The sequence below is a fragment of the Burkholderia sp. GbtcB21 genome (assembly GCF_019091065.1).
GTDB classification, from domain to species: domain Bacteria; phylum Pseudomonadota; class Gammaproteobacteria; order Burkholderiales; family Burkholderiaceae; genus Burkholderia; species Burkholderia pyrrocinia_C.
The window spans coordinates 1-19,831 of record NZ_JAGXKA010000003.1 but is presented as its reverse complement, the minus strand read 5'-3'; the positions used below and the strand labels follow the sequence as shown (position 1 = coordinate 19,831).

The window sequence follows — 19,831 nt, the reverse complement described above, 5'->3', positions numbered from 1 at the left end:
ACCGTGTACAAGATGCCGGGCGAAGCACCGCCGTTTTTCCCGCTGACGAAATGCGAAGTCGATTTCGATCAGCAGAAAGACATGGTGACGCTGCTGCCGAGCTTCTATGCGTTCGGATGCGAGTACACCAGCCGCGGTTTTCTGATCGGGCGGGACGATGCGTTCAAACTGATTGCAGCGATCGAGAAGGCGCTCAGCATCCAGGGATGAGCCGGCGCCGGCACACTCGCGAGCATCGACAACCAGAAGATGGACTATGCGCGTCCGGACCAAGTACGTTGATTTGCTCTATTTCCTTGTTGTCCTGCAACTCGTCACGCAACGGCAGAGTCGCGAGTGGCTGTCGCCGTTTCAGCTCGTCGAATCGCTGCAAGGATGGTTGATCGTCCATCGCGCGAAATGCGAGTGGCGCGATCGGGTCTGGATCGGCCATGCGTCGCTTCAGATAGCGAAGTCGGTCCGCCCGGTCGACAACGCCGCATTTTCAGGACCGCCCCCTGGTGCGGCAAAAGACTCGACGCCCCCTCCGCGAGACGCACTCGCGGGGCGATCGAGTCTACGAATGAAGTGCATCCGCTACCTCAGGGAGAATGTCTGATCCCGGCAGCGCTCGCACGGCGACAATGCGTCCAATCACGCAGACGGCGCAGGCCGCCGTCTGCAACCCGCATCACTCGATCGATCGGCAGCCGTGCCGCTGGCTGCTGCCCGGCCTCGACCGCCTCCGCGGCTGCGCCGCGCGAGACACGGGCCGTTTTCCACGAAGGCGCGCCTCAAACGGCGGCGTTCGCCGTCGAACTGGCGATGCAATTCGGCAGGGACATCGTCGATGGCGAGATCGCTTCACCAGAGATCCGACCCACCAGCCGCGGCAAATTCGCCGCGACCGGCCGACAATCCGCTCACCTCGCTCCGAGGGAACCATGAAATACCAGGAAAGCACGGCAATCGATCGACGCGATCAGGCAACCCGGCAAAAACTCCGCGACGACCTCGCCCGCGCCGACATCGAACGGGCCGACAAGCGTACGCAAAACGACGCCCGCATCGACTCCAATGCGAGCAAGTGGCGCTATTTCAGTCCCGACCATCGGGTGAAGTAAATGACGCGGCACTGCTCCCGGCGCAGGCGGCGGTTGACGTTCGCGCCTCGCGTCGTCGTGCGCGCATCGCGCAGGCTGCACCGCAGACGTTCCGGCGCCAGATACCCTGGCGCAGGCGGATCGAGAATTCGGCGCTGGCCTTGATCCCGCGCGGCTCCGCGCAACGACACCGCTCGTGCAAGCGGGCCGGCAATTGCTCGTTCGATGCGGGTGAGCGCCTGCAGCGTCGATGAACCGATCATCTCCCGCAGCGAGGTTTGAACGCGGTCGTTTGAATACGCTCGTCGATCACTGCGACGACGTTGTCCCGTATCGGGATGATCATAAAAAACCGGCACCCTTGACGCCGCTGCCCGACGACGGACATCGCGGCATTGCAGGCGCCGTTTGTCGTAACGAGCGACGTGCCAAAGTAAAAAGCCGGCGCTTGGCCGGCTTCGAATTCCGCCTTGCTGGGGCGGCTCCTCGTTCTGTTTGAGAGCGAGGAGTTTTGCTACGCCTGGGTTAATGGTTCGACATAAAACCCATTCCCAGACGTTTCCTTGCATCGGAAATGCGTTGCTTGGGTGTGACGGCTTTCCACGAAAAGGCAGGGCGTCTTGGCCAGTCTGGATGAACAACGGGCATCCCGTCGTCAGTCGCGCGTGCGTCCGCCTGTTCCTGTTGCCCGTCCTGCGAATTCTTTTCTCGTTTCGGATGATCGTTCATCAACAAGCTCCGTCAAGCAACCGCGTTTCATCATGGATTGGCTTGCGCCGCCCGAGTCGGGATAAAACTGCGCAAGCGATACGGATCGCAACGTCCCGCTTCCATCACGGCATGCTTTCTCCATGAAGTCTGCGGCCGATCTGCAGTCTGTGCGTCATGTACCACCATGCACCCGCGGGCTTCGGCAGTCGGTACGCTGCCGTACGAACCCGATGGCACGGACAGGCGCGTGGCCTCGGTACGGTTCCAAAGGGCTCTAAAGGCGCTTCAAATCAGGAAGCAAGCGGTCGAATTCTCGCCTGACCACGCCGTAGCATTCGCACACACGCTTTTCGAGCCCGGATCGATCCAATACCTCGATGTGCCCATAGTTGTACCGGATCAATCCGGCATCCTGAAGTTTCAGCGCAGCTTCCGTCACGCCCGATCGTCGGACACCGAGCATGTTGGCGATCAACTCCTGCGTCATCTTCAGTTCGCTCGACGGCAGCCGGTCGAGACTGAGCAGGAGCCAGCGGCACAGCTGCTGATCGATTGAATGATGCCGATTGCAGACGGCGGTCTGCGCCATCTGCGTGATGAGCGCCTGGGTGTAGCGCAGCAAGAGCCGCTGCATCGAGCCGCCGCGACGGAACTCGTCTTTCAGCATGCGTGCATCGAGTCGGTAAGCGTGTCCGGCGCTTTGGACGATCGCGCGGCTTGGGGTCGTTTCGCCCCCCATGAACAGCGCGATGCCGATCAGCCCGTCGTTGCCGACGATGGCAATTTCGGCCGACGAACCGTCTTCCATCACGTACAACAGCGAGACGATGGAGGTCGTCGGAAAATAGACATGACTGAGCGCCCCCCCCGACTCGTACAGCACCTTTCCCAACGGCATCTCGACCAGCACAAGATGCGGCGAAATATGCGCGAGAGCTTCTGGCGGCAAGGCTGCGAGCAGATGATTGTCAATCGGGGATAGCTGCGCCGACATAGCTCGCTCCTGCAGTGATTGCGGCCTTCCCCCAACGCGACTCGACGCCACGAAGCGTCATCCGCTCAAGACTCGAACTCGCGAAGCAGACGTTGCGCGAGGATCTTGGCGTCTTCGAGCGCGAGATCGTACTGCTCCCGATCGAAATCGGTCTGGTATGGGGGATCATCGTTCGGCCCCTCGTCGGTGCGGCGCAAATACACATAACCTCGGTACACACCACGCGCAGATTCCATCACACGAATGCGTGCGAAGTGTGTTTTGGTACTGAATGTGAAATCGTCCATGATGTGACTTTCTGCACTGCACATGTTCAATCATCCTAGCACTCCGGGTGAAATCGAACGGAGAGGTCGGTGGGCTGTCAGTCAAGGCTGTCTCTCGTACGGCGGAAATGCCGACAGACGTGGATCGTCCACCGCGCCGCCAACGGTGAAGTGATACAGGGATTGCCAGACATGGTCCTTCGCGCCGAGCAATGCATGCATTTCATCATCGAAAAAGCAGCCGATCCCCGTCGCGCGCACGCCGGCGGCTTCTGCTTCGAGATAGAGCGCGTGGCCAAGCATCCCGCATTCCCAGAACAGGTGGCGATAACGCCATGGCTGCTTCAACGCGATTTCGAATCTCGCAATCATCCCGAGCGCAAAGCAGGAATCGGCGGCGATATCCTGGTGGCAGCAGATCAACCCTGCCGCCGCGCGCAAATCGTAAGGCAGTAGCAGATAGAGCGGCAGGTCGTCCGGCCCGGTCTTTTGCCACAGCCATTCCGGACGCAGGGATCGCTTCAGATCCGGCAGTGCGCCAGGGTTTCTTGCGAGCATATAGAGGCCCGGCTCCAGGCCGTCGACGCGATGCACCAACAGCGCCGCCTGCACCGCGGCAGGAGACGTCAGCGCATTCCACGGCGGTGTGCCGGGACGTGCCAGCAGGCATGTCAGCATGCTGAAGAAGGCCGCGTCGCCGATGCGCGTCGTGCCATCGAAATTCACGGCGCTGCGACGCTGTCTGGCGATTCGGGCGAAGCCGAGATCGAGGGCTGGCATCGCCGGCGCCGAGCACGGCTCCGGGTTCGGCGACGGTGGTTCGCGAGTACGGGTCTTGTGCGTGGCGCGATGAATCGAATCAATGTCCGGCCAGGCCACATGTCCCGAACTCAGTTGATTGGCGCGCCCGTGCCACTGTGCGCTGCCCAAAGCGATCCGCATGCGCTCGAGATCGGGTCGCGTCTCGGGGTTGCCGATCCAGAGCAAAAGATCCGGCGCCTCCGCTTCGGCTTCACTGAAATCTTCGCGGCGGTCCACGCCGAGCAAATCGGCCACTGCGTCATCCGCAGCCGCCTCCATCAACCGCGTCTGCCAGCCGAGCGCAGCTGCTGCATAACTCATCGCAGCGACGACATGGCCGCAATCCTGTTGGCAGTAGCGCCAGGCGCGCATGCCATATTTCCACGCTTCGCGCCAATGGATCGAGCTGACGCCGACCAGGACGCCACTTCCCGAAAACGCGTCGGTCCATTGCGGCTCGTCCACCGCGGCGCGATGTTCAAGCGCATGATCCCGGCTCAGGTAGTGATAGACGCCTGCGGACAAGCCGGGCAGGGCCGGACACAGAAGATAGCCCTCGGTCGGATGCAGATTCCCGCTCGAAGGATTGCAGCGCAGTGCCCACCGCTGGGCACCATAGGATTTCCACCCCGACAAGCCGAGCGAGAGTTCGAACAGGATTGCCAGACTGGACAGATCGAATTCGTGCGCGGGCGGCAGGTTGCCGCAACGCAACGCGTTGTAGCGCGTGGCCAGCGTGTCCGCGGCCAATGGCAGATCGACGCGCGGTGCGCCACGAAACACCCGGAACGGGTCCGGCTGGGTTGCCCAGTCGAGCCGCCCGGGGCCGGGAGCGTAGAAGTCGAGGCGGTGCTTGCTGCGTTCGTGATAATCAAGCAGCGCATGCCTTAACCGATCCATGTCCACCTCAGACCCGGAATACTGCATACGCACTGTACAAAACCGGATGGCTCGACGCTTAAGCGCGGCCGTCATCATGTCGGGGAATCCGGCGCGCGCCTTCCTTCAACATCGATTTCGCCGAGGTGCGAGTGCTTGTTTTCCCCGAGGTCTTCAGTATGCGATCGGCAGGAAATAGTCGCGGGCTCGCCGGACCGAGCCGTCCGTGCTCTCCGCCCGAACGATCGGCAGTCCCGACGCCAGCAGACGACTACTCACGGCCAGTGCAGGTCAGAAGGAAGGCATACGTCGGGTCGGGCGCGTGCGCAAACCGGCCCCGTCTCACGAGATCATGTACCTGTTCTGGGGGCCGCCCTTGTAAAGATCTCTGGCGAGCCCCAGGATCCGGTCGCGGTTGCGGTCGAAGGCCGCCAGCAACGCGGGCTCGCTCGAATCCATGTCGGAGTTCAGTTTCGCCAGCATCGCATCGTCGACCAGAAAGGTAATCTCGCGAGCATTGTCGTAGCCCCAGAAGCACACGCAGTGCCTGGACATGTCGTAGGTGCGACTGGGATTAGGAAAGTTGAGTGCCGCGTCGATTTTTCCCATCTAACCCTCCTGGCAGATATAACGCCACTTGCTCGCGTTGACATCGAGGCGGGCGTCATTTTCGCGTCGCTTCTCGGCGCGCTCGATGTCCGCGCGCTTCAGTGCCTGGGCGCGGGACTTTTGCGCGTCGACGTAATCGTTTTGCCTGACGGACGTGACGGACTTCTGTTCGGTTTGCTTGGGCATGCCGGTTCCCGAAAAATGAATTTCAAATGTCAGGACCGTCGCGGTGACCGAATTTCGTCGTCGTCCGGCCCACAGGAGGCACGAACGGACTACCCGCGGGCTTGCCGCCGACGGCCTCTGTTGCGCACTGAACTGCCGGATCGGGCCTCGCGGGGAGGCCGGGTTGACGCACGACGTTCGCAACTTCAACGTTCGCGCGCGGGGTCATTGTGGTGAGCGTTCTGCGGAACCGTGCGGACAGGGGGAAGCGTAAGGAGTCGAAACAAAATCGCCGGTCGCGCACATCGAACCTCATGAGAATGCGCCCTATATCACGGCCATGCAAGCGCTATCTCGCGTCAAGGGCCATCAACGGCACGATTCACTCCAGGCCACATTACTGTCATCAACCGGACCGGGCGGCCGCCGGCCAGCATTTTCCCGGCCCCACGACCCAAGCGATGCGCAGCGTGCGCGGCGGCTTGTTCAGCGTCGCGCACAACTGTCGTCGCTGCTTCGTGGAGCGGGATCGGAACCGCATCGTCGACCACGCCGTCAGTGCTTGTGGTGCATCCAGCCCATGTGATGTGCGTCAAGCCACTGAACCATCCCTTCGCCCTTGTGGTCGCGCAGGTAACGCAGCGCCAGCATGACCGCGATGGCGAGTACGACCGCCAGGCCAACTACAAAGCTAATCATTGACTGAGTCATGGCAGCCTCCTTGACAGGTCGCGACCATCTTTACATTGTAGGTGATGCCCTCGCGGAAACCAGCGTCCGGCACGGCTTCTGTCCCTCAGGAAAACGAATCAGCGTTTCCCTGGCCCGGCGGTCGATGGAGGCCGGCAGCTTCGCTTCGGTTCCGGCCGATTTTCTGGTCCGCCGGACAAAAAAGGGCCGGCGTTTGGCTGGCTTCTGCCGTACTCGAAAACGAAATACCGCCGGCAAGCCGGCGGCAAAAGATGCGTCCACGGATGACGTGACGCACCTGAGGCACTCGATGCAGCTGGCGCGGATCATTCAGCAGCGAATGACCCGCGCAATGCTGCTGCGCCGGAGGCACCCGCTCAGTTCTGCGTGAGCGGATTCAGCGTCGTGCACAGGAAGCCCGTGCAGTTCGCCGGCTTGAAATAGAACGACGCCATCACCGGGGTCGTCGTGCCGAGCGCGAGATCGCCCAGATACGCGGAGCCCTGCGCGCCAAACGTGTTCGACTGCTGGACGAAGCTGTCGCCGGTCGACTGGATCGCGGCCGACTGGTACGTGAAGGTCGGCGACTGCGTCTGGTCCTTCACGTAGACCCACGAAATCGTGCTGCCGAACAGCATCCCGCCTTTCGCGCGATAACCCTTCGCACCTTCGCTGTTGGCCTGCGCGATGAAGTCGCTGACGTTCGACGTCGGCACCAGCGCGTCGTACGTGTAGGTTGCGTTCGAAGCGTTGTTCTTCATGTACACGTTCGCCTGCACCGATCCGATCATCATCGGGCCCACGAACCAGTAGCCCGACTGGCCCTGGCCGTTCGCCTGCGCGAGGAACGCGTTCGTGTCGGCCGGCAGGCCCGTTGTCGCGTACGTATAGGTAGCCGACGAGCCGCCGTCCTTGCGATAGAGATAACCGTACGTGAGCGGCCCTTCGAAGCGGTAGCCGCTCGCGCCTTGCGCGTTGGCCTGACTGACGAAGCCCGTCATGTCGGCGGGCGTCGACTGCAACTGGTACGTGTAGGTCTGTGCGGTGCCGTCGCTCACGAAGATCGAGCGCGAACCGCCGTTGGACGCGTTGTAGAAGTAGTCGCCCAGATAACGATAGCCCTTCGCGCCTTCACTGTTGAGCAGCGTCAGGAAGCTCGCCTGATCCGCTGCGGTCGGCTGGGCGTCGTAGCGCAGCGTCAGCGTGCTGCCGCCCGACCCGCCGCTTCCCGTACCGCCGGAACCCGTGCCGCCGGAACCCGTGCCGCCGCTTCCACCGTTATTGCTCGTGCCCGATCCGCTGCCGGACGATGCGGGCGAGGAATTGTCGTCGCCGCCGCACGCGGTCAGCGCCAGACAGGTCAATGCGATCAATGCAAAGGCTTTCATCGGAGTCACCTCGGAACGAAAAGGGCGAACGAAGCCGAGACGCGCAGATCACGCCGCACGCACGGACATTCACGTATCGGAAATCGACCGGCGGCGCACCGCCGGCCAGGGGACATCAGTTGACCTGGAGCTGGCCGCCGCGGCCGAGGCCGCCCTTGACGTCCTGCGCCTTGTAGCTGCGCAGTGCGACGACCATCTTGTTGTACGCATCGATGAACGCGACGACCGTCGCCTTGCCTTCCGGCGTCGACGAGAAACCGGCGAGCGCACCGCCCACGCCGCCGCCGAAACCGCCCAGCGCCGCGCCGTAGTTGGTCGCCGTCGAGCTGCCTTCCGACGCCGCGATCTGCACGGCCGAGCGCACGTCGAACAGCGTCAGCGTCACGACCGATGCCTTCGCCTGCAGGTGGCCGGCCACCGCCGCCACCGCGCCGTTGCCGATCAGCCCGCCGATCATGCTGCCGATGCCGCCGATCGGCGAATCGTTGATGACGATCTGCGGTTCCATGTAGTAGTCGGCCGCGACACGCTGGCCCTTCTGCTGCTTCGAGCCCGCGCGATATTCGCCGGAGCTGCGCTGCAGCTGCGTGATGCGCGACAGGCGCGCGTCGCTCTTCTGGTTGCCGATCGACGTGATCACGAAGCAGTTCGACTGCTGGACCGCCAGGCGCAGCAGCGGGTCGATCGTCGTCATCTTGGTCGCGCTGCCGAACGGGCCCCACCAGTCGGCGTTGCGGCCGTCGTCGACGGCGATCGTGCCGAGCGGCGACGTGCAGCGCTGCAGCCCCGAATCGGCGCCTGCGCTCGTGCCGCCTGCAGCGGCGCCCGTCACGCCGGCGTTCTGGCCGCCGGGCGTCACCACGCCGCCGCAGCCCGCGACGGACGCGCAAAGCGCTGCAACCAGCGCACCTTGGGTGAGACGATGGGAAAGGATGGTCTTCATGTCGTTATCGTTCGATAGAGTCGTTATTCGGCTTACGTGTCCGTACGAACGTCGATAAGCCCCCCGGCGTGGCGCGCGATGGTGGTCTCCCCGCTGCCGCCCCCGTTGCTTCCGGCCCGGTCAGTAGTACCAGTACGTCTGATTCCAGACGCCGTAGTACGGATAGCCCGAGTTCCAGTAGCCGTAATAGACGTCACGCCATTGCGTGCGCCATTTCCAGTCTTCTTCGTCTTCCTTCTTCGCCTTGCGCGCGAGTTCGAGCAGCTTCTTCGACTCCTTGTCGCCGCGGCCGGCCGCGATCGACAGCCACTTGTCCGCTTCGCGTGGATCGGAGCCCATTTCCTCGAGGCCGAACAGGTAGAAGCTGCCGAGCGCCTTCTGCGCCCGCAGGTCGCCGCGCTCGGCGGCGTCGCGCATCCACTTGAGTGCCTGATAGCTGTCCTGGCGCACGCCGTCGCCGCGGAAATAACGCAGGCCGAGATCGTAGGCCGCCTTCGGCTGGGCTTTCGCGGCCTGCTTCAGTGCGACGATGCGAGGGTCTTCGCGATCTTCCGCATCGCCCTTATTTTGATAGGAGACCTGATCTTTAGGTCGATAGGAACAGCCGGTGTCGTCGCAGATCCGCACCGTGTTGCTGGTCACGGACGGATCCTGCGCGCACGCGGCCAGCAGCAACAACAGCCCCGGTGCGAGTAAACGGCGGTACATGGGTACTTTCCTCGAGTTTTATTTGCGCCGACTGCTTCGCGCGATCCCGCCCCGCGAGCGCGCACCGGTTTGCGCGCGGCGCGGCGAATACCATCCGCCAGCACCGACACGTAACCCACGGCTCTCTCAGGTTCTCTTTTCGTCTTGCATTACCGCTGCATCGCCAGAAGCCGGCAAGAGGCACAGGGCGCCGCCGGCATTCTTTCAATTTCGCTGCTGTGCCCGCTGCGGCACCGTCGAGCAGTGAATCGATGGCTCACGTTCCTATTTTTTTAAAGCACGCAGCATCGACCATCGCTTTCCAGTTTCAAATGATACATATCGGTCTATATCATAGTCAAGACAACTTGCGAACGCGCATCATGATGCGGACCCGCCAAGTCCGGGAGATCGGTGGCGAGACCGGATGTGACCGAGCGGTACGATGCTAGAATGTTTAATCTACGCAGTCGGAAGGATCAAGGAGGGAACCGTTCGTGCGAGCCAGCAAACGCCAGTTGGTGGTAGATAAAGCTACCGAACTGTTCTCGAAGCACGGTTTTCATCCGGTCGGTGTCGACTGGATCATCGACGATTCTCGCGTCGCCCGAATGACGCTGTATCGGCATTTTCCGAGCAAGGACGAACTGATCCGGGAAGTGCTGGTCCAGCGTTACGACCTGATCGTAGGCAGTATCGACGCGCAGCTGCAGCACGTCGCCGATCCGGTCGAGCGGGTCAAGACGATCTTCGACTGGTACGAAGCGTGGTTCAATACGCCGGCATTCGCCGGTTGCCTGTTCGAGCGCGCGCTGGCCGAATTCGGAACGGCGTATGCGCCCATCTCGGATGTCGCGATCCGCTATCGCCGCAAGATGGTCGAATGGATCGCCGAACTGCTCGCGGATCTCGTTTCGCCCGAAACGGCACAACGGCTGGCGGCCGTTTATATGATGCTGCTGGACGGTGCGACAGTCGAAGCGAGAGCGTTCAACGATTCGGCGTCCGCAGGGCGGGCGTGGCAAGCCGCGAAAGCGCTCCTGGAACAGGAAATGCGTGCCGGCACCGGGCACGCGAAACACGCGGACGCCCATACGCAACGCGCGTGATCCGAGTGGGGCCGGAACGTCGCCGGCTAATTCTTGAAAACTTGATGGCGATCAAGCTGCCACAAGCCGCGCGCGCAAAAAATTACCGCGTACAAGACCTTGGGTTGCCACCGGGAGACGCTCATGAGCACCAGCACTTCAACCTTCCAGGCAGGGGCTCCTCTCCAAAGGGTACTGATCGCAATCGACGGCTCCGTTGCGTCCGACCGGGCAGTCGCCTATGCGCAGCACATCGTTCCTCCGAATGCGTCGGTACACATCGTGAGTATTGCGGAAAATCCGCGAACGCTCGTGCCGCTCGGATCACAGGCCACTGCATTTCTCGAGGCCGCGCGCAACGAGTTGCTTAAAGACGCATCCGACTCCGTGTCACGCGCCAAAAACGAAATGCAGCGCGACGATATCGACATCGAAACGGAAGTCATCGACCTGTCCAAGCATGGCGGCGATATCGTGCGTGCGCTGATCGAGAGTACGGAAGCTCAACAGGCCGACCTTCTGATCGTCGGTGCGCATCAGCACCATGGGTTGCGCAGATGGGTTGAAGGAACGGTTTCGGGCCCGCTTGCCAGGCTTGTTCGTTGCCCGCTGCTTATCGTTCCGGAAAGTTTCGTCTCGGCTGCCGAGCATCTGCCGCAGCGAATTCTGTTTGCCGTTGACGGAAGCCCCCTGGCGCTCGACGCATTGCGAGTCGGATTGCAGTTCTCGAGACCCGACACCGAGTTACGCGCGATCTACGTACAGGATCGCGCCGTATCGCTGGGTGACTTCGTACCAGTCGAAACAATAGAGGGCGCATTGATCAACGAAGGAAATCAGGCGCTGCAAGAAGCCGCGACCGTGCTCGATGGCGTAACCGCGCACTCGCAGTCGCAACTGCTTCAAACGGATCGAACCGGCTCGGACGTTTCTCAGGTAATCGTGCACGAAGCTGCCGAATGGAATGCGGACATGATCGTCATGGGCACCCATGGGCGGCGAGGCATCGCGGGCTGGGTTGTCGGTAGCGTTGCCGGCCGCGTCGCGCGGATCACGAAGACGCCTGTCCTTCTCGTGAATGCGCGTGGTGCGTGACGCGCTTTTTGTCACGCATCCGTTCCGACTGCGTGGAACAGCTCCTCCTCTTGAGCACAATGCAGGCGTACGATTGCTTCCAGCCCGTACAGCAAGCGTTGTACCGCCTGCATCTGCATCGCGTCCGGTCCGTCATCCGGCATGTCCGCGACCATCTGCCTGAGCGACCGAACCATCTTGAAAATTTCCCGGTGCGCGCTGCTCATCGCCGCGAGCGGGTCCTCGCCGCCGAGAAGTGGCGCGAGACGCGGGTAGACGTCGAGGTCGTCGGATTGTTCGTGAGGCAAAAGCCGTTCGTCCAGCGAGTCGATTACATGAGCGAGTTCGTTCGCCATGATTGCGCCGGATAGCTTAGGTATGCGATCTGCCAGATCCCTGATCTGGTCCATCAGCGGCGCCAATGCCGAATGCTCGCTCTTGAGTTTTTCGACGTCGATGTCGGCGAGGCGAGCCTCCGTCGACATCGGGCGCGCAAGTGACGCCCGTAACGCATTGATGATGACGACGACGTCGATGATCTCCTGAATCACCGCACCGGCGATCGGCTGCAGGAATCCCAACGCAGCAATCGTCATGGCGGCGACAGACAACGACATGCCGATCACCACGCTCTGCAGCGCAATCCGGCGCGACTGCCGGGCGATACGCATCGCGTCCACGAGCCGATCCAGCCGATCCACCAGCAGTACCACGTCGGCCGCTTCCGACGACGCCGCCGCCCCGCGCGCACCCATCGCAATACCGACGTCGGCCGCCGCCAGCGCTGGCGCGTCATTCACGCCGTCGCCCACCATGATCACTACGCCCTCCTTGCGAGCTGCCCGAATGGCGGCAAGCTTGTCCGTTGGCGTTTGCTCCGCGCGTACATCGGTTACGCCCAACAGTTCGCCAACGGCTTCCGCAATGTCCCGCCGGTCGCCGGTCAGCATGATGAGACGCTTGACGCCCTCGCGTTTCAGCAGCCGCAATGCCCTCGGCGTTTCCAGCCGCACCTGGTCGGCCATTTGAATTGCGCCGATCATCGCGCCATCCACGCCAACGAATACTGCAGCCCCGCCCTGGCTGCCGACCCGCCGAAGGAAGGCGTCGCTCCAGGGCACAACGGTCGAACGGGCGGATACGTACTCGAACTTGCCGATTGCGACGGTCCGGTTGTCGACCTGGCCTGTCACGCCTTCGCCGGCCGTTTCCTTGACGGCCGACGGCGGAGAAAGGTCGACGTGGCGTTCCCGCGCCGCGACCGTCAACGCATCCGAAATGACATGACCCGAAGCTTGCGCCAACGATGCCGCGAAACGCAGCACATCGTGCGTTCCGACATCCGGGCCGCACTCGATCGAAACGATGCGCGCCCGGCCGCCCGTCAGCGTCCCTGTCTTGTCGAAGAAGAGAATCGTCGCTTGCGCTAGACGTTCCAGCGCGCCTCCGCCCTTGACCAGAACGCCTCGCTTCGAACAGCGCGACATGCCGGAAACGATTGCTACCGGCACCGCGAGGATCAACGGACATGGAGTGGCTACGACGAGCACGGCAAGCGCGCGTGCAATGTCGCCTGTCACCAGCCAGGAGATACCCGCGATCAGCAGCGAAACCAGCACGAAGAATGCCGCATAGCGATCCGCAAGACGGACGGCCGGACTGCGCTCGCGTTGCGCACTCTCGACCATCCGGACGATACCGGCGAATGTACTGTCGCCGACCGTCGCGCGGGCGACCATTTCAAACGGAGCACCGGCGTTCACCACGCCGCTGCATGCGAGCTCCCCGGAGCTTCGCCGCTGGGTCGACGACTCGCCCGTCAGCATGGATTCGTCCAGTTCCGCGTCATTGGTCAGCGTGCCGTCGACCGGCACGAATTCGCCGCTCCGCACGAGCAGCCGGTCGCCGGGGCAGATGGTTTCCAGCGCGACAGAACGCCATTCACCGCTCTCGAATCGGATTGCCTGCCGGGGCGCACGGCTGAGCAGCGCGGTCATCTCGCGTTGCGCACGATCTTGCGCATACTGTTCGAGGGTACGTCCGCTGGCCAGCATCAATGCAATGACGGCGGCAGTCAGCGTCTCGTCGAGCGCCACCGCCAGCCCGATCGCCAGCCACGCGAGAACATCGATGCCGGCCTGCCGCTTCACGACGGCCTTTGCGATGGATACAGTCAGGGCGAGCAAGACCGGCAACGTGCCGAGCAGCCAGACGATTCGCGCGACTGAAGGCAGGCCGAACGCAACGCACACGCCTCCACCGGCGAGCGTAACGGCCGCAAAGACCAGCAACATGAAATCGATTGACCAGGGAATTCGAGACATGACGATATTTCAGATCCCCGTGCATGGACGTGTTCGGTGAACCCGAACCCGGTCGCGGATCGCGTTTCATCAGTCTAGGAAACGCCTCCGTTCGATGCTTGACCTGGGTCAGGACGACACGCCTCCGGCGAAATGCGGGCACGATGCCTTGCTTGACGTGAGTCAAGCCGTCGACTCCTTTCGTCAGCAAAATGGAATCATGATGCCGGATGGCCTGGAGTCGATATCGTGCTAACGCTGGCCGTGCTGTTCCTCGTGATTCTTCTGCTGAATCTCATACCGGCGTTCGCCCCTCCGACCTGGATGGCGATGTCGTGGGTCGGGTTCAATCTGCCTGCCGGAAATCCATTGATCTTTGCTGTCGTCGCGGCTGGCGCTGCAACAACGGGCCGCGTCATTCTGGCTACCTTCGCGAGGTCGCTCGTGCGGTCCCGCTGGATACGGGAATCCGATCGCGAGAATATCGACATCGCCACACACTGGCTGCGGAAGCACAAGACGCTGACCGCCAGCGCATTCTTTTTCTATGCATTGAGCCCGCTTCCATCGAACTATCTGTTCATCGCGTATGGACTATCAGGGTTGCCGCTCAAGATCATCGCTGTGGCGTTCTTCATCGGCCGCGCAATGACCTATGCGATCTGGGCGCTCCTCGGCCGCTTTGCGTCGACCCGGCTGGATGTGGAATCTCAGCTCGAAGGCACTTACCTCGGCGGATACTTCGTCGTCACGCAACTGGTATTGCTCGGCTTCGTCTTCGCGTTGATGAAGCTCAATTGGCGTGCACTCGTCAACGAACGTCGATTGACGTTTCGACGCGGTCATCATCCGCGCAACTCCGGATGACATGAACGGGCGCGCTCCGGGAGAGTGTGGCAGGCAAACGCGCCACCACCCTGCACCGATCCCCCCGCCGAGGCAGCATTTTGAACGAGCGTGTCGACGGGCCCTTCTTGTCTACGCACCTCGAATCTCCGACGCGATTTCGGCGACGCTTTCCCGCTTGCGGGGATCGACGTGCGTCGTCACGTTCAGAACACGATGATGTCTCATCACGCGAGCACGCGCGTCGACAGCGATAGCATGCCCTTGAGCAACGGTGAGATCTGCATCGATGTCGAGATGCACGTCGACGAGGATCAGATCGCCCGTCTTTCGCGTGCGCAGGTCGTGCGCGTCAAGCACGCCCGGTGTCGTACGTAGCGTCGCGAGGATCGCCTGCACATCTTTGGCGTCGGCCGATCGATCCATCAGGTCGTGCAATGCGTCCCAACCGAAAGTAGCGCCCATTTTCACGATCATCCCGCCGACGATCAGCGCGGCAACGGGATCAAGGAGCGGGTAACCGAGCAAATTGCCGACGATGCCGAACCCGACCACCAGAGAGGACGCGGCATCCGAGCGCGCATGCCATGCGTTGGCGACCAACATGCTCGATTTCACCCGCGTTGCAACTGCAAGCATGTAACGGAACAAGCTTTCCTTCGCGATAAGCGCAATAGCCGCGACCCATAGAGCAACCGCGTGGACGCGCTGGATTGCTTCCGGGTGTTCCAGTTTCTGTATCGCGGACCAGAGCATCCCGCCACCGACCAGTAGCAGGATCAATGCAAGTGCAAGCGATGCGCCGGTCTCGAAGCGCTGATGTCCGTACGGATGCTTTGCGTCAACGGGCTTCCTGCTATGGTGGCTGGCCAGCAGGACGACGAAATCCGCGAGCAAATCGGACAATGAATGAATACCGTCTGCGACGAGACCTTGCGATCGGGACAGAACACCTATCACCACCTGTCCGATGCTTAGCACGAGATTCACCGCGACGCTCACCCAGGTGCTTCGAGTGGCTGCCACGGCCGCCGCTGGCGTCGCTTCCGCAACGGTCTCCGGGAAATCATCGCTGTTCTTTGACGTCACGATCCGTGTCACATTCCAGGGGTTGAGCGAACCGGATCGGCACGTGCTTACCGGTCATGGCATGTCAGCAAGTCGAGAACACGGGGCAAGGACGCATGCTGTTCCAGTGCAGACGTTCGGAGCGCAAGTTCGTCGAACGCCATTCGCGCACGTGCGGCATACATCATCGACGGGTCGGCGCACATTTGACCACAACGTGATCCGCGGTATGCGTTCGATAGTATTGACGGTCACTCGCCGGCACTTGATCTGAAACAAAGGATCTGCCGCCCTTCTCTATACGGTTGAATACACGAAAATGGTTTGGAGACTTCCATGTCCAGAGCGAATACGTTCACCGTTGCTTGCCTGCTCGGCGTTGCAATCGCGATGACGTTCAGTTTTGCCGATGCCCAGCCCCGTCAGCCCGCTCGCAGTACGGCAAGTGAGGCAGGAGGCATGATTTACGGCAGCCAGCTGATGACGCCGGCCGAGCGGAATGAATACCGTACTCGTATGCTCGCCGCCGCGTCGGACGCCGAGCGCGAAAAAATACGTGACGAACACCACGCCGAAATGCAGAAACGAGCAAAAGCACGTGGCATCAAGCTCCCGGACGTTCCCCCCCATATGAAGGGCATGCATCGGGGGCAAGGCATGGGCATGGGCATGGGCATGGGCTACATGCACGGCCAACCTGGCGGTCCCGGAAACGGCGCGGCCAGCCAATGATCACATGGTTCGGCGCGTCCGGTGCCGAACGTGCCGGTACTGCTGCTCTGGCCGCTCCCAAGATCTCCGGCAACGCGTAGAACTCGTCCTGCCCGGCCGGACCTACCCGATCGGCTAACCTGGTGCCGTATCGATTTCGTCAGCATCCGGCCACGAAACGATCACACGCAATCCGCCAAGCGTGGTCGATCGATCGATCCGGATGTCTGCGTCATGCGCCGATGCGATTCTCCGCACGATCGACCATCCAAGGCCGCTCCCGCTCGGCCGGGTTCCCGCCGGCCGAAAGAACCGTTCACCCAGTCTGCGCAGGTCGACGTCGCCAATGCCCGGACCGCTGTCCTCGACCCGTAGCGTGGTACGCCGCCGTTCTCGGCTTACCGAAACGACAATATGCGCCCGCGGCGGGCTATAGCGAATCGCGTTGTCGACCAGATTGCGCACCATCGACGCGAGCAATGCTTCGTTGCCGCCGACGATACACGGCGATGGCGCATCGAGTTCCAGCTTCTGCTGTTTCCCGATCGACAGTGGCGCCGCCTCCGCGACCACCCGCTTCGCCAGGGCCGAAACATCGACCGGCGCGCGATCCGCCAGTGCGCCCGCATCGAGACGCGAAAGCAGCAAGAGCTGATCCACCAGACGTGCCGCTCGATCACACCCTTCGAGAACGCCCCGCAGCGCATGCTGGCGCCGCTCGTCATTTCGCTCTGCCATTGCAACCTGCGCCTGTGCCTTCACGGCCGCAATCGGCGTGCGCAACTCGTGAGCCGCATCGGCAGTGAAACGGCGTTCCGCGTCCAGCACGGTACGAATCCGTTCGAACAGGCGGTTCAGCGCGTCCAGCATCGGCCGCATCTCTAGCGGCGTCCGATCCAGTTGAATCGTGTCAAGCGCCTGCGGATTCCGTTTCGCCAGCGCCCGGCCAAAATCACGCAGCGGCGCCGTGCCGCGGCGTACCGCCCAGCCGATGGCCAGCACCAGCAACGGCAAGGCAGCCGCCATCGGCCACAATGCGCTTCGCATGACGGCGCCCAGGATCGATTTGCGTGAATCGATTCGTTCGCCCACGAACACCTGAACATCGTCGCGCAATCCGCGCACGACGAATACCCGCCACGCAGCCCCGTCGATCACGACGGTCCAGAATCCGGAGGCGCGATCGCGCCCGATCAGTTCGGAAGCCACCATCGGCATCGACGGCGCATTCTCGGAGTGCAGGCCGAGCCGCCCGTCATGAAACACCTGAAATGCCACGCGGGGCCCGTACGGATGAAGGATCGGCGCATCAATCGCATTGTCGTCGTCATCCGGCCCTCGCGCCTGTTGCGCGACGAGCAGTGCCGCCGCCTGCGCGAGGTGGCCGTCGAGCAACTGGTCAATCTCGCGCTGAGCATCAAGCCAGGTCAGCATCAGCGTCGACAGCCAGACGCCGAGGACCACGGCCGGCACGAGCGTCAGCAGCCGGCCATGCAACGAGCGCGCGGGCAGCATGGCTTTCATGCGCCGTCCCGCATCAGCACGTAACCCACGCCGCGCACGGTCCGGATCAGCTCGCTGCCGAGCTTGCTACGCAAACGATGTATGTGCACCTCGACGGCGTTGCTCTCCACCTCCTGCCCCCAGCTGTACAGATACTGCTCGATCTGCTCGCGCGACAGGACCCGACCGGCATTCAGCATCAGGATGTGCAGCAGGTCGAACTCGCGCGTCGACAGCGCAACGGCGACGCCGGCGCGGCGCGCAGTTCGCGACGCGGGCTCCAGCTCGACGTCCTGCGCCTGGAGCCGCTCCGTCGGCCTGCCATGGGAGCGCCGAACCAGCGCTCTCAGGCGCGCACCGAGCTCGTATAAGTCTACGGGCTTGATCACATAGTCGTCGGCCCCCACATCGAGCGCCTTGATGCGGTCGGGCACGGCATCGCGCGCGGTAAGAATCAGGATCGGCAACGCAACACCGTCGCGACGAATGCGTTGCAAGACATCCATGCCATCCACGAGCGGCAAACCGAGATCAAGGACCGCCGCGGCATGCACATGCGCGCGCAGCTCGCGCTGGGCCGCGTCGCCATCGCGCACCCAGTCGACCTGGAACCCTTGCTGGCGCAATCCGGCGCGGATTCCGTCACCGAGCAGGACGTCGTCTTCCACGAGCAGGATACGCACGATGAAGCACTCCGCCTGCGGCCGTCAATCGTCGTCCCGGCCCGCCCCGTTCGCGGGACGGTTGGTGTCCGTCGCGACGGGCCGGTCCGCTGGTACGGGCTGCGGTGCCGCACGCCATTGTGTCCACCACCAGCCGATCACCGCTGCTGTCATGATGGCCGCAATTCCCCACCAAGCACGCCGGATGCCGTCAACTGGCGCCCCGCGCTTGTAGCCGGTCACCATCGCACCGGCCAGATTCTCGCGATGAACGGCGCTGCTGACGAGAACGGCGGCGACATGTACCGCAACGAGCGCGAGCATGATGTTCGCCGCACCCTCATGGAAATCACCGAACGATTCGCCATTGCCCGTGTAGGCCACCCAGCCGGTCGCGCCGGTGACGACCGTCATCGCCAGCATGGCCACAATCGCAATCGCTCCGGCCGGATTATGGCCGACGTAATGTTCAGGCCTGCCTTTGGCAAGGCTCAGCAAGTAGCGGAAAGCGGTCGCCGGCGGACGCACGAACGAAGAGAACCGCGCATGACGCGTGCCGGCAAGGCCCCACGCGACGCGAAACGCAACGAGCCCCAGCATCGTGTACCCGAACGCGACGTGCATCAGTCGCCATTGTTCGCTCTCGGCGGTAAGCCATGCGCCGCCAAAGGCAACGACCAGAAGCCAGTGGAACACGCGCAGCGGTGCGTCCCAAACCAGTATCCGTGCGGGACGCGACTTCTCCGGTTCACCTCGTACCGGGGATGCGGATGAATCGTTCATCGAAATTTCCTTTGTCTGCTTGTGTATGACACGCGGCACAGTTCGACGGCCGTTTGACTGCGGGGCTGCGCCACAACGACGCCGGGACTTCATCGTGGGTGGCGATGAACCACGACGATCGGGTAATCCTGTCTTCCGGCGGACGGCGGGCCGCGGAGCCCGTCGCCGCGTGTGCCGTCAGCCAGGTCTCCAGTTGCCCGACCGTTGCCGCATCCAACGTCGCATCGGTGCCGAAGTGGCGATCAAGACCGTTCAGGATGCGGCGCCACGACTCGGCAGGCAGCGCCCCGGGCGGATACGCGATATGGCAGGTCGCGCACTCCTGCTTGTACTTGGGCAGCAACGGAATCGCGGCACCCCGCATCTCCTCTTCCGCCAGCGCCGCACGCGGCAGCAGCAACATCATGACAAGGCTCAGGCAAACGAATTTGCGCACGGAGATCGTCGAATCAACGCTATTCATGACCGTTCACCATCAGGGTTTCAGGCTCATGAGCCAACTGAGATGGGATGAACACCTCCCCCTTCTCCGGGAAGCGTCCAGCGCCGATGGCGCCGTGACGAGGGGCTCTCGCTTG

The 19,831-nt window shown here is 62.6% G+C and carries 24 protein-coding genes and 1 pseudogene; 9 read left to right on the top strand and 16 right to left on the bottom strand.

Going from position 1 to position 19,831, the window contains the following annotated elements; genetic code table 11:
• Window positions 1-3: 3 nt before the first annotated feature.
• The 4 genes and pseudogenes from KVT39_RS08135 to KVT39_RS08125 all read left to right on the top strand — a co-directional run bounded on the left by KVT39_RS08135 (window position 4) and on the right by KVT39_RS08125 (window position 1,103).
• Window positions 4-210 (top strand): hypothetical protein, encoded by a 207-nt coding sequence (locus tag KVT39_RS08135; protein WP_175746959.1) that lies wholly within the window; start codon window positions 4-6, stop codon window positions 208-210.
• Between the two features lie 46 nt (window positions 211-256).
• Entirely contained in the window at window positions 257-598 is a 342-nt protein-coding gene (locus KVT39_RS08130; RefSeq protein WP_051983725.1) for a hypothetical protein, read from the top strand.
• A gap of 34 nt (window positions 599-632) precedes the next feature.
• Window positions 633-731 (top strand): annotated as a pseudogene (locus tag KVT39_RS37875) (Crp/Fnr family transcriptional regulator); the annotation flags it as partial.
• Between the two features lie 192 nt (window positions 732-923).
• Window positions 924-1,103 (top strand): hypothetical protein, encoded by a 180-nt coding sequence (locus KVT39_RS08125; protein WP_034181434.1) that lies wholly within the window; start codon window positions 924-926, stop codon window positions 1,101-1,103.
• Here KVT39_RS08125 and KVT39_RS08120 read toward each other — a convergent pair.
• From KVT39_RS08120 to KVT39_RS08090, 7 genes are all read right to left on the bottom strand, one after another.
• On the bottom strand, window positions 1,073-1,651 hold the full coding sequence (locus KVT39_RS08120; protein WP_217588355.1) for a hypothetical protein: 579 nt from the start codon (window positions 1,649-1,651) through the stop codon (window positions 1,073-1,075). The two genes, KVT39_RS08125 and KVT39_RS08120, sit on opposite strands and share 31 nt — an antisense overlap.
• Window positions 1,652-2,067: 416 nt before the next feature.
• A complete protein-coding gene (locus KVT39_RS08115) occupies window positions 2,068-2,787 on the bottom strand; it encodes a Crp/Fnr family transcriptional regulator (RefSeq protein WP_034181435.1) in 720 nt (239 codons plus the stop codon).
• 65 nt (window positions 2,788-2,852) lie between these two features.
• The gene (locus KVT39_RS08110; RefSeq protein WP_034181801.1) at window positions 2,853-3,074 is read right to left on the bottom strand and encodes a hypothetical protein; all 222 of its coding nucleotides are present in this window, start codon (window positions 3,072-3,074) and stop codon (window positions 2,853-2,855) included.
• An 81-nt stretch (window positions 3,075-3,155) separates the two neighbouring features.
• Complete coding sequence (locus KVT39_RS08105; RefSeq protein WP_254640394.1) at window positions 3,156-4,832, bottom strand: SagB/ThcOx family dehydrogenase; 1,677 nt, start codon at window positions 4,830-4,832, stop codon at window positions 3,156-3,158.
• A 243-nt stretch (window positions 4,833-5,075) separates the two neighbouring features.
• Complete coding sequence (locus KVT39_RS08100) at window positions 5,076-5,342, bottom strand: DUF1488 domain-containing protein (RefSeq protein ID WP_034181437.1); 267 nt, start codon at window positions 5,340-5,342, stop codon at window positions 5,076-5,078.
• Entirely contained in the window at window positions 5,343-5,528 is a 186-nt protein-coding gene (locus KVT39_RS08095; RefSeq protein ID WP_217588353.1) for a hypothetical protein, read from the bottom strand.
• A 534-nt stretch (window positions 5,529-6,062) separates the two neighbouring features.
• On the bottom strand, window positions 6,063-6,218 hold the full coding sequence (locus tag KVT39_RS08090) for a hypothetical protein (protein WP_165948038.1): 156 nt from the start codon (window positions 6,216-6,218) through the stop codon (window positions 6,063-6,065).
• Between KVT39_RS08090 and KVT39_RS08085 the strand changes: the two genes are divergently transcribed.
• Window positions 6,217-6,588 carry a hypothetical protein gene (locus KVT39_RS08085; protein ID WP_146120844.1) on the top strand — a complete coding sequence of 124 codons (372 nt, stop codon included), beginning with the start codon at window positions 6,217-6,219 and terminating at the stop codon, window positions 6,586-6,588. The genes KVT39_RS08090 and KVT39_RS08085 overlap by 2 nt on opposite strands.
• Here the strand turns inward: KVT39_RS08085 and KVT39_RS08080 are convergent.
• The 3 genes from KVT39_RS08080 to KVT39_RS08070 all read right to left on the bottom strand — a co-directional run bounded on the left by KVT39_RS08080 (window position 6,575) and on the right by KVT39_RS08070 (window position 9,236).
• Window positions 6,575-7,585, bottom strand: coding sequence for a hypothetical protein (locus KVT39_RS08080; RefSeq protein WP_217588350.1), 1,011 nt, complete (start codon window positions 7,583-7,585; stop codon window positions 6,575-6,577). The genes KVT39_RS08085 and KVT39_RS08080 overlap by 14 nt on opposite strands.
• Window positions 7,586-7,700: 115 nt before the next feature.
• Window positions 7,701-8,528, bottom strand: a complete 828-nt coding sequence (locus tag KVT39_RS08075; RefSeq protein ID WP_105391356.1) for a hypothetical protein — start codon at window positions 8,526-8,528, stop codon at window positions 7,701-7,703.
• Between the two features lie 120 nt (window positions 8,529-8,648).
• Complete coding sequence (locus KVT39_RS08070) at window positions 8,649-9,236, bottom strand: tetratricopeptide repeat protein (RefSeq protein WP_175746964.1); 588 nt, start codon at window positions 9,234-9,236, stop codon at window positions 8,649-8,651.
• A 476-nt stretch (window positions 9,237-9,712) separates the two neighbouring features.
• Here KVT39_RS08070 and KVT39_RS08065 point away from each other — a divergent pair, with 476 nt between their 5' ends.
• Together KVT39_RS08065 and KVT39_RS08060 are read left to right on the top strand one after the other, a co-directional pair.
• The gene (locus KVT39_RS08065; protein WP_051983726.1) at window positions 9,713-10,324 is read left to right on the top strand and encodes a TetR/AcrR family transcriptional regulator; all 612 of its coding nucleotides are present in this window, start codon (window positions 9,713-9,715) and stop codon (window positions 10,322-10,324) included.
• Window positions 10,325-10,447: 123 nt separating this feature from the next.
• The gene (locus tag KVT39_RS08060; RefSeq protein WP_217588349.1) at window positions 10,448-11,398 is read left to right on the top strand and encodes a universal stress protein; all 951 of its coding nucleotides are present in this window, start codon (window positions 10,448-10,450) and stop codon (window positions 11,396-11,398) included.
• 11 nt (window positions 11,399-11,409) lie between these two features.
• Here the strand turns inward: KVT39_RS08060 and KVT39_RS08055 are convergent, their stop codons facing one another.
• Window positions 11,410-13,701, bottom strand: coding sequence for a heavy metal translocating P-type ATPase (locus tag KVT39_RS08055; protein ID WP_217588348.1), 2,292 nt, complete (start codon window positions 13,699-13,701; stop codon window positions 11,410-11,412).
• A 228-nt stretch (window positions 13,702-13,929) separates the two neighbouring features.
• On the opposite strand from KVT39_RS08055, the gene KVT39_RS08050 reads away from it, so the two are divergent.
• Window positions 13,930-14,547, top strand: a complete 618-nt coding sequence (locus tag KVT39_RS08050) for a VTT domain-containing protein (protein ID WP_105391353.1) — start codon at window positions 13,930-13,932, stop codon at window positions 14,545-14,547.
• A 111-nt stretch (window positions 14,548-14,658) separates the two neighbouring features.
• On the opposite strand, the gene KVT39_RS08045 is transcribed toward KVT39_RS08050, so the two are convergent.
• A complete protein-coding gene (locus KVT39_RS08045) occupies window positions 14,659-15,489 on the bottom strand; it encodes a cation diffusion facilitator family transporter (RefSeq protein WP_368858912.1) in 831 nt (276 codons plus the stop codon).
• Between the two features lie 441 nt (window positions 15,490-15,930).
• Between KVT39_RS08045 and KVT39_RS08040 the strand changes: the two genes are divergently transcribed.
• Window positions 15,931-16,326 carry a hypothetical protein gene (locus KVT39_RS08040; RefSeq protein ID WP_217588346.1) on the top strand — a complete coding sequence of 132 codons (396 nt, stop codon included), beginning with the start codon at window positions 15,931-15,933 and terminating at the stop codon, window positions 16,324-16,326.
• A 114-nt stretch (window positions 16,327-16,440) separates the two neighbouring features.
• Here the strand turns inward: KVT39_RS08040 and KVT39_RS08035 are convergent, their stop codons facing one another.
• Genes KVT39_RS08035 through KVT39_RS08020 form a run of 4 tightly spaced genes read right to left on the bottom strand, consistent with a single transcriptional unit; the run spans window position 16,441 to window position 19,716 of the window.
• Window positions 16,441-17,820, bottom strand: coding sequence for an ATP-binding protein (locus KVT39_RS08035; protein WP_175747054.1), 1,380 nt, complete (start codon window positions 17,818-17,820; stop codon window positions 16,441-16,443).
• Between the two features lie 5 nt (window positions 17,821-17,825).
• Window positions 17,826-18,491 (bottom strand): response regulator, encoded by a 666-nt coding sequence (locus tag KVT39_RS08030; protein WP_217588345.1) that lies wholly within the window; start codon window positions 18,489-18,491, stop codon window positions 17,826-17,828.
• A 24-nt stretch (window positions 18,492-18,515) separates the two neighbouring features.
• Window positions 18,516-19,253, bottom strand: coding sequence for a cytochrome b/b6 domain-containing protein (locus tag KVT39_RS08025; protein ID WP_105391347.1), 738 nt, complete (start codon window positions 19,251-19,253; stop codon window positions 18,516-18,518).
• Window positions 19,219-19,716: a diheme cytochrome c gene (locus KVT39_RS08020; protein ID WP_105391346.1), complete on the bottom strand. Its 498-nt coding sequence runs from the start codon at window positions 19,714-19,716 to the stop codon at window positions 19,219-19,221. Before KVT39_RS08020 ends, KVT39_RS08025 begins: the two co-directional genes overlap by 35 nt.
• Window positions 19,717-19,831: the final 115 nt, after the last annotated feature.

Coding starts and splice junctions, on each gene's coding strand:
- KVT39_RS08040 (WP_217588346.1), top strand. CDS start 15,931: ATGTCCAGAGCGAATACGTTCACCGTTGCTTGCCTGCTCGGCGTTGCA.
- KVT39_RS08125 (WP_034181434.1), top strand. CDS start 924: ATGAAATACCAGGAAAGCACGGCAATCGATCGACGCGATCAGGCAACC.
- KVT39_RS08110 (WP_034181801.1), bottom strand. CDS start 3,074: ATGGACGATTTCACATTCAGTACCAAAACACACTTCGCACGCATTCGT.
- KVT39_RS08095 (WP_217588353.1), bottom strand. CDS start 5,528: ATGCCCAAGCAAACCGAACAGAAGTCCGTCACGTCCGTCAGGCAAAAC.
- KVT39_RS08025 (WP_105391347.1), bottom strand. CDS start 19,253: ATGAACGATTCATCCGCATCCCCGGTACGAGGTGAACCGGAGAAGTCG.
- KVT39_RS08105 (WP_254640394.1), bottom strand. CDS start 4,832: ATGATGACGGCCGCGCTTAAGCGTCGAGCCATCCGGTTTTGTACAGTG.
- KVT39_RS08130 (WP_051983725.1), top strand. CDS start 257: ATGCGCGTCCGGACCAAGTACGTTGATTTGCTCTATTTCCTTGTTGTC.
- KVT39_RS08070 (WP_175746964.1), bottom strand. CDS start 9,236: ATGTACCGCCGTTTACTCGCACCGGGGCTGTTGTTGCTGCTGGCCGCG.
- KVT39_RS08120 (WP_217588355.1), bottom strand. CDS start 1,651: ATGCAAGGAAACGTCTGGGAATGGGTTTTATGTCGAACCATTAACCCA.
- KVT39_RS08020 (WP_105391346.1), bottom strand. CDS start 19,716: ATGAATAGCGTTGATTCGACGATCTCCGTGCGCAAATTCGTTTGCCTG.
- KVT39_RS08060 (WP_217588349.1), top strand. CDS start 10,448: ATGAGCACCAGCACTTCAACCTTCCAGGCAGGGGCTCCTCTCCAAAGG.
- KVT39_RS08100 (WP_034181437.1), bottom strand. CDS start 5,342: ATGGGAAAAATCGACGCGGCACTCAACTTTCCTAATCCCAGTCGCACC.
- KVT39_RS08075 (WP_105391356.1), bottom strand. CDS start 8,528: ATGAAGACCATCCTTTCCCATCGTCTCACCCAAGGTGCGCTGGTTGCA.
- KVT39_RS08035 (WP_175747054.1), bottom strand. CDS start 17,820: ATGCTGCCCGCGCGCTCGTTGCATGGCCGGCTGCTGACGCTCGTGCCG.
- KVT39_RS08055 (WP_217588348.1), bottom strand. CDS start 13,701: ATGTCTCGAATTCCCTGGTCAATCGATTTCATGTTGCTGGTCTTTGCG.
- KVT39_RS08080 (WP_217588350.1), bottom strand. CDS start 7,585: ATGAAAGCCTTTGCATTGATCGCATTGACCTGTCTGGCGCTGACCGCG.
- KVT39_RS08085 (WP_146120844.1), top strand. CDS start 6,217: ATGGCAGCCTCCTTGACAGGTCGCGACCATCTTTACATTGTAGGTGAT.
- KVT39_RS08115 (WP_034181435.1), bottom strand. CDS start 2,787: ATGTCGGCGCAGCTATCCCCGATTGACAATCATCTGCTCGCAGCCTTG.
- KVT39_RS08090 (WP_165948038.1), bottom strand. CDS start 6,218: ATGACTCAGTCAATGATTAGCTTTGTAGTTGGCCTGGCGGTCGTACTC.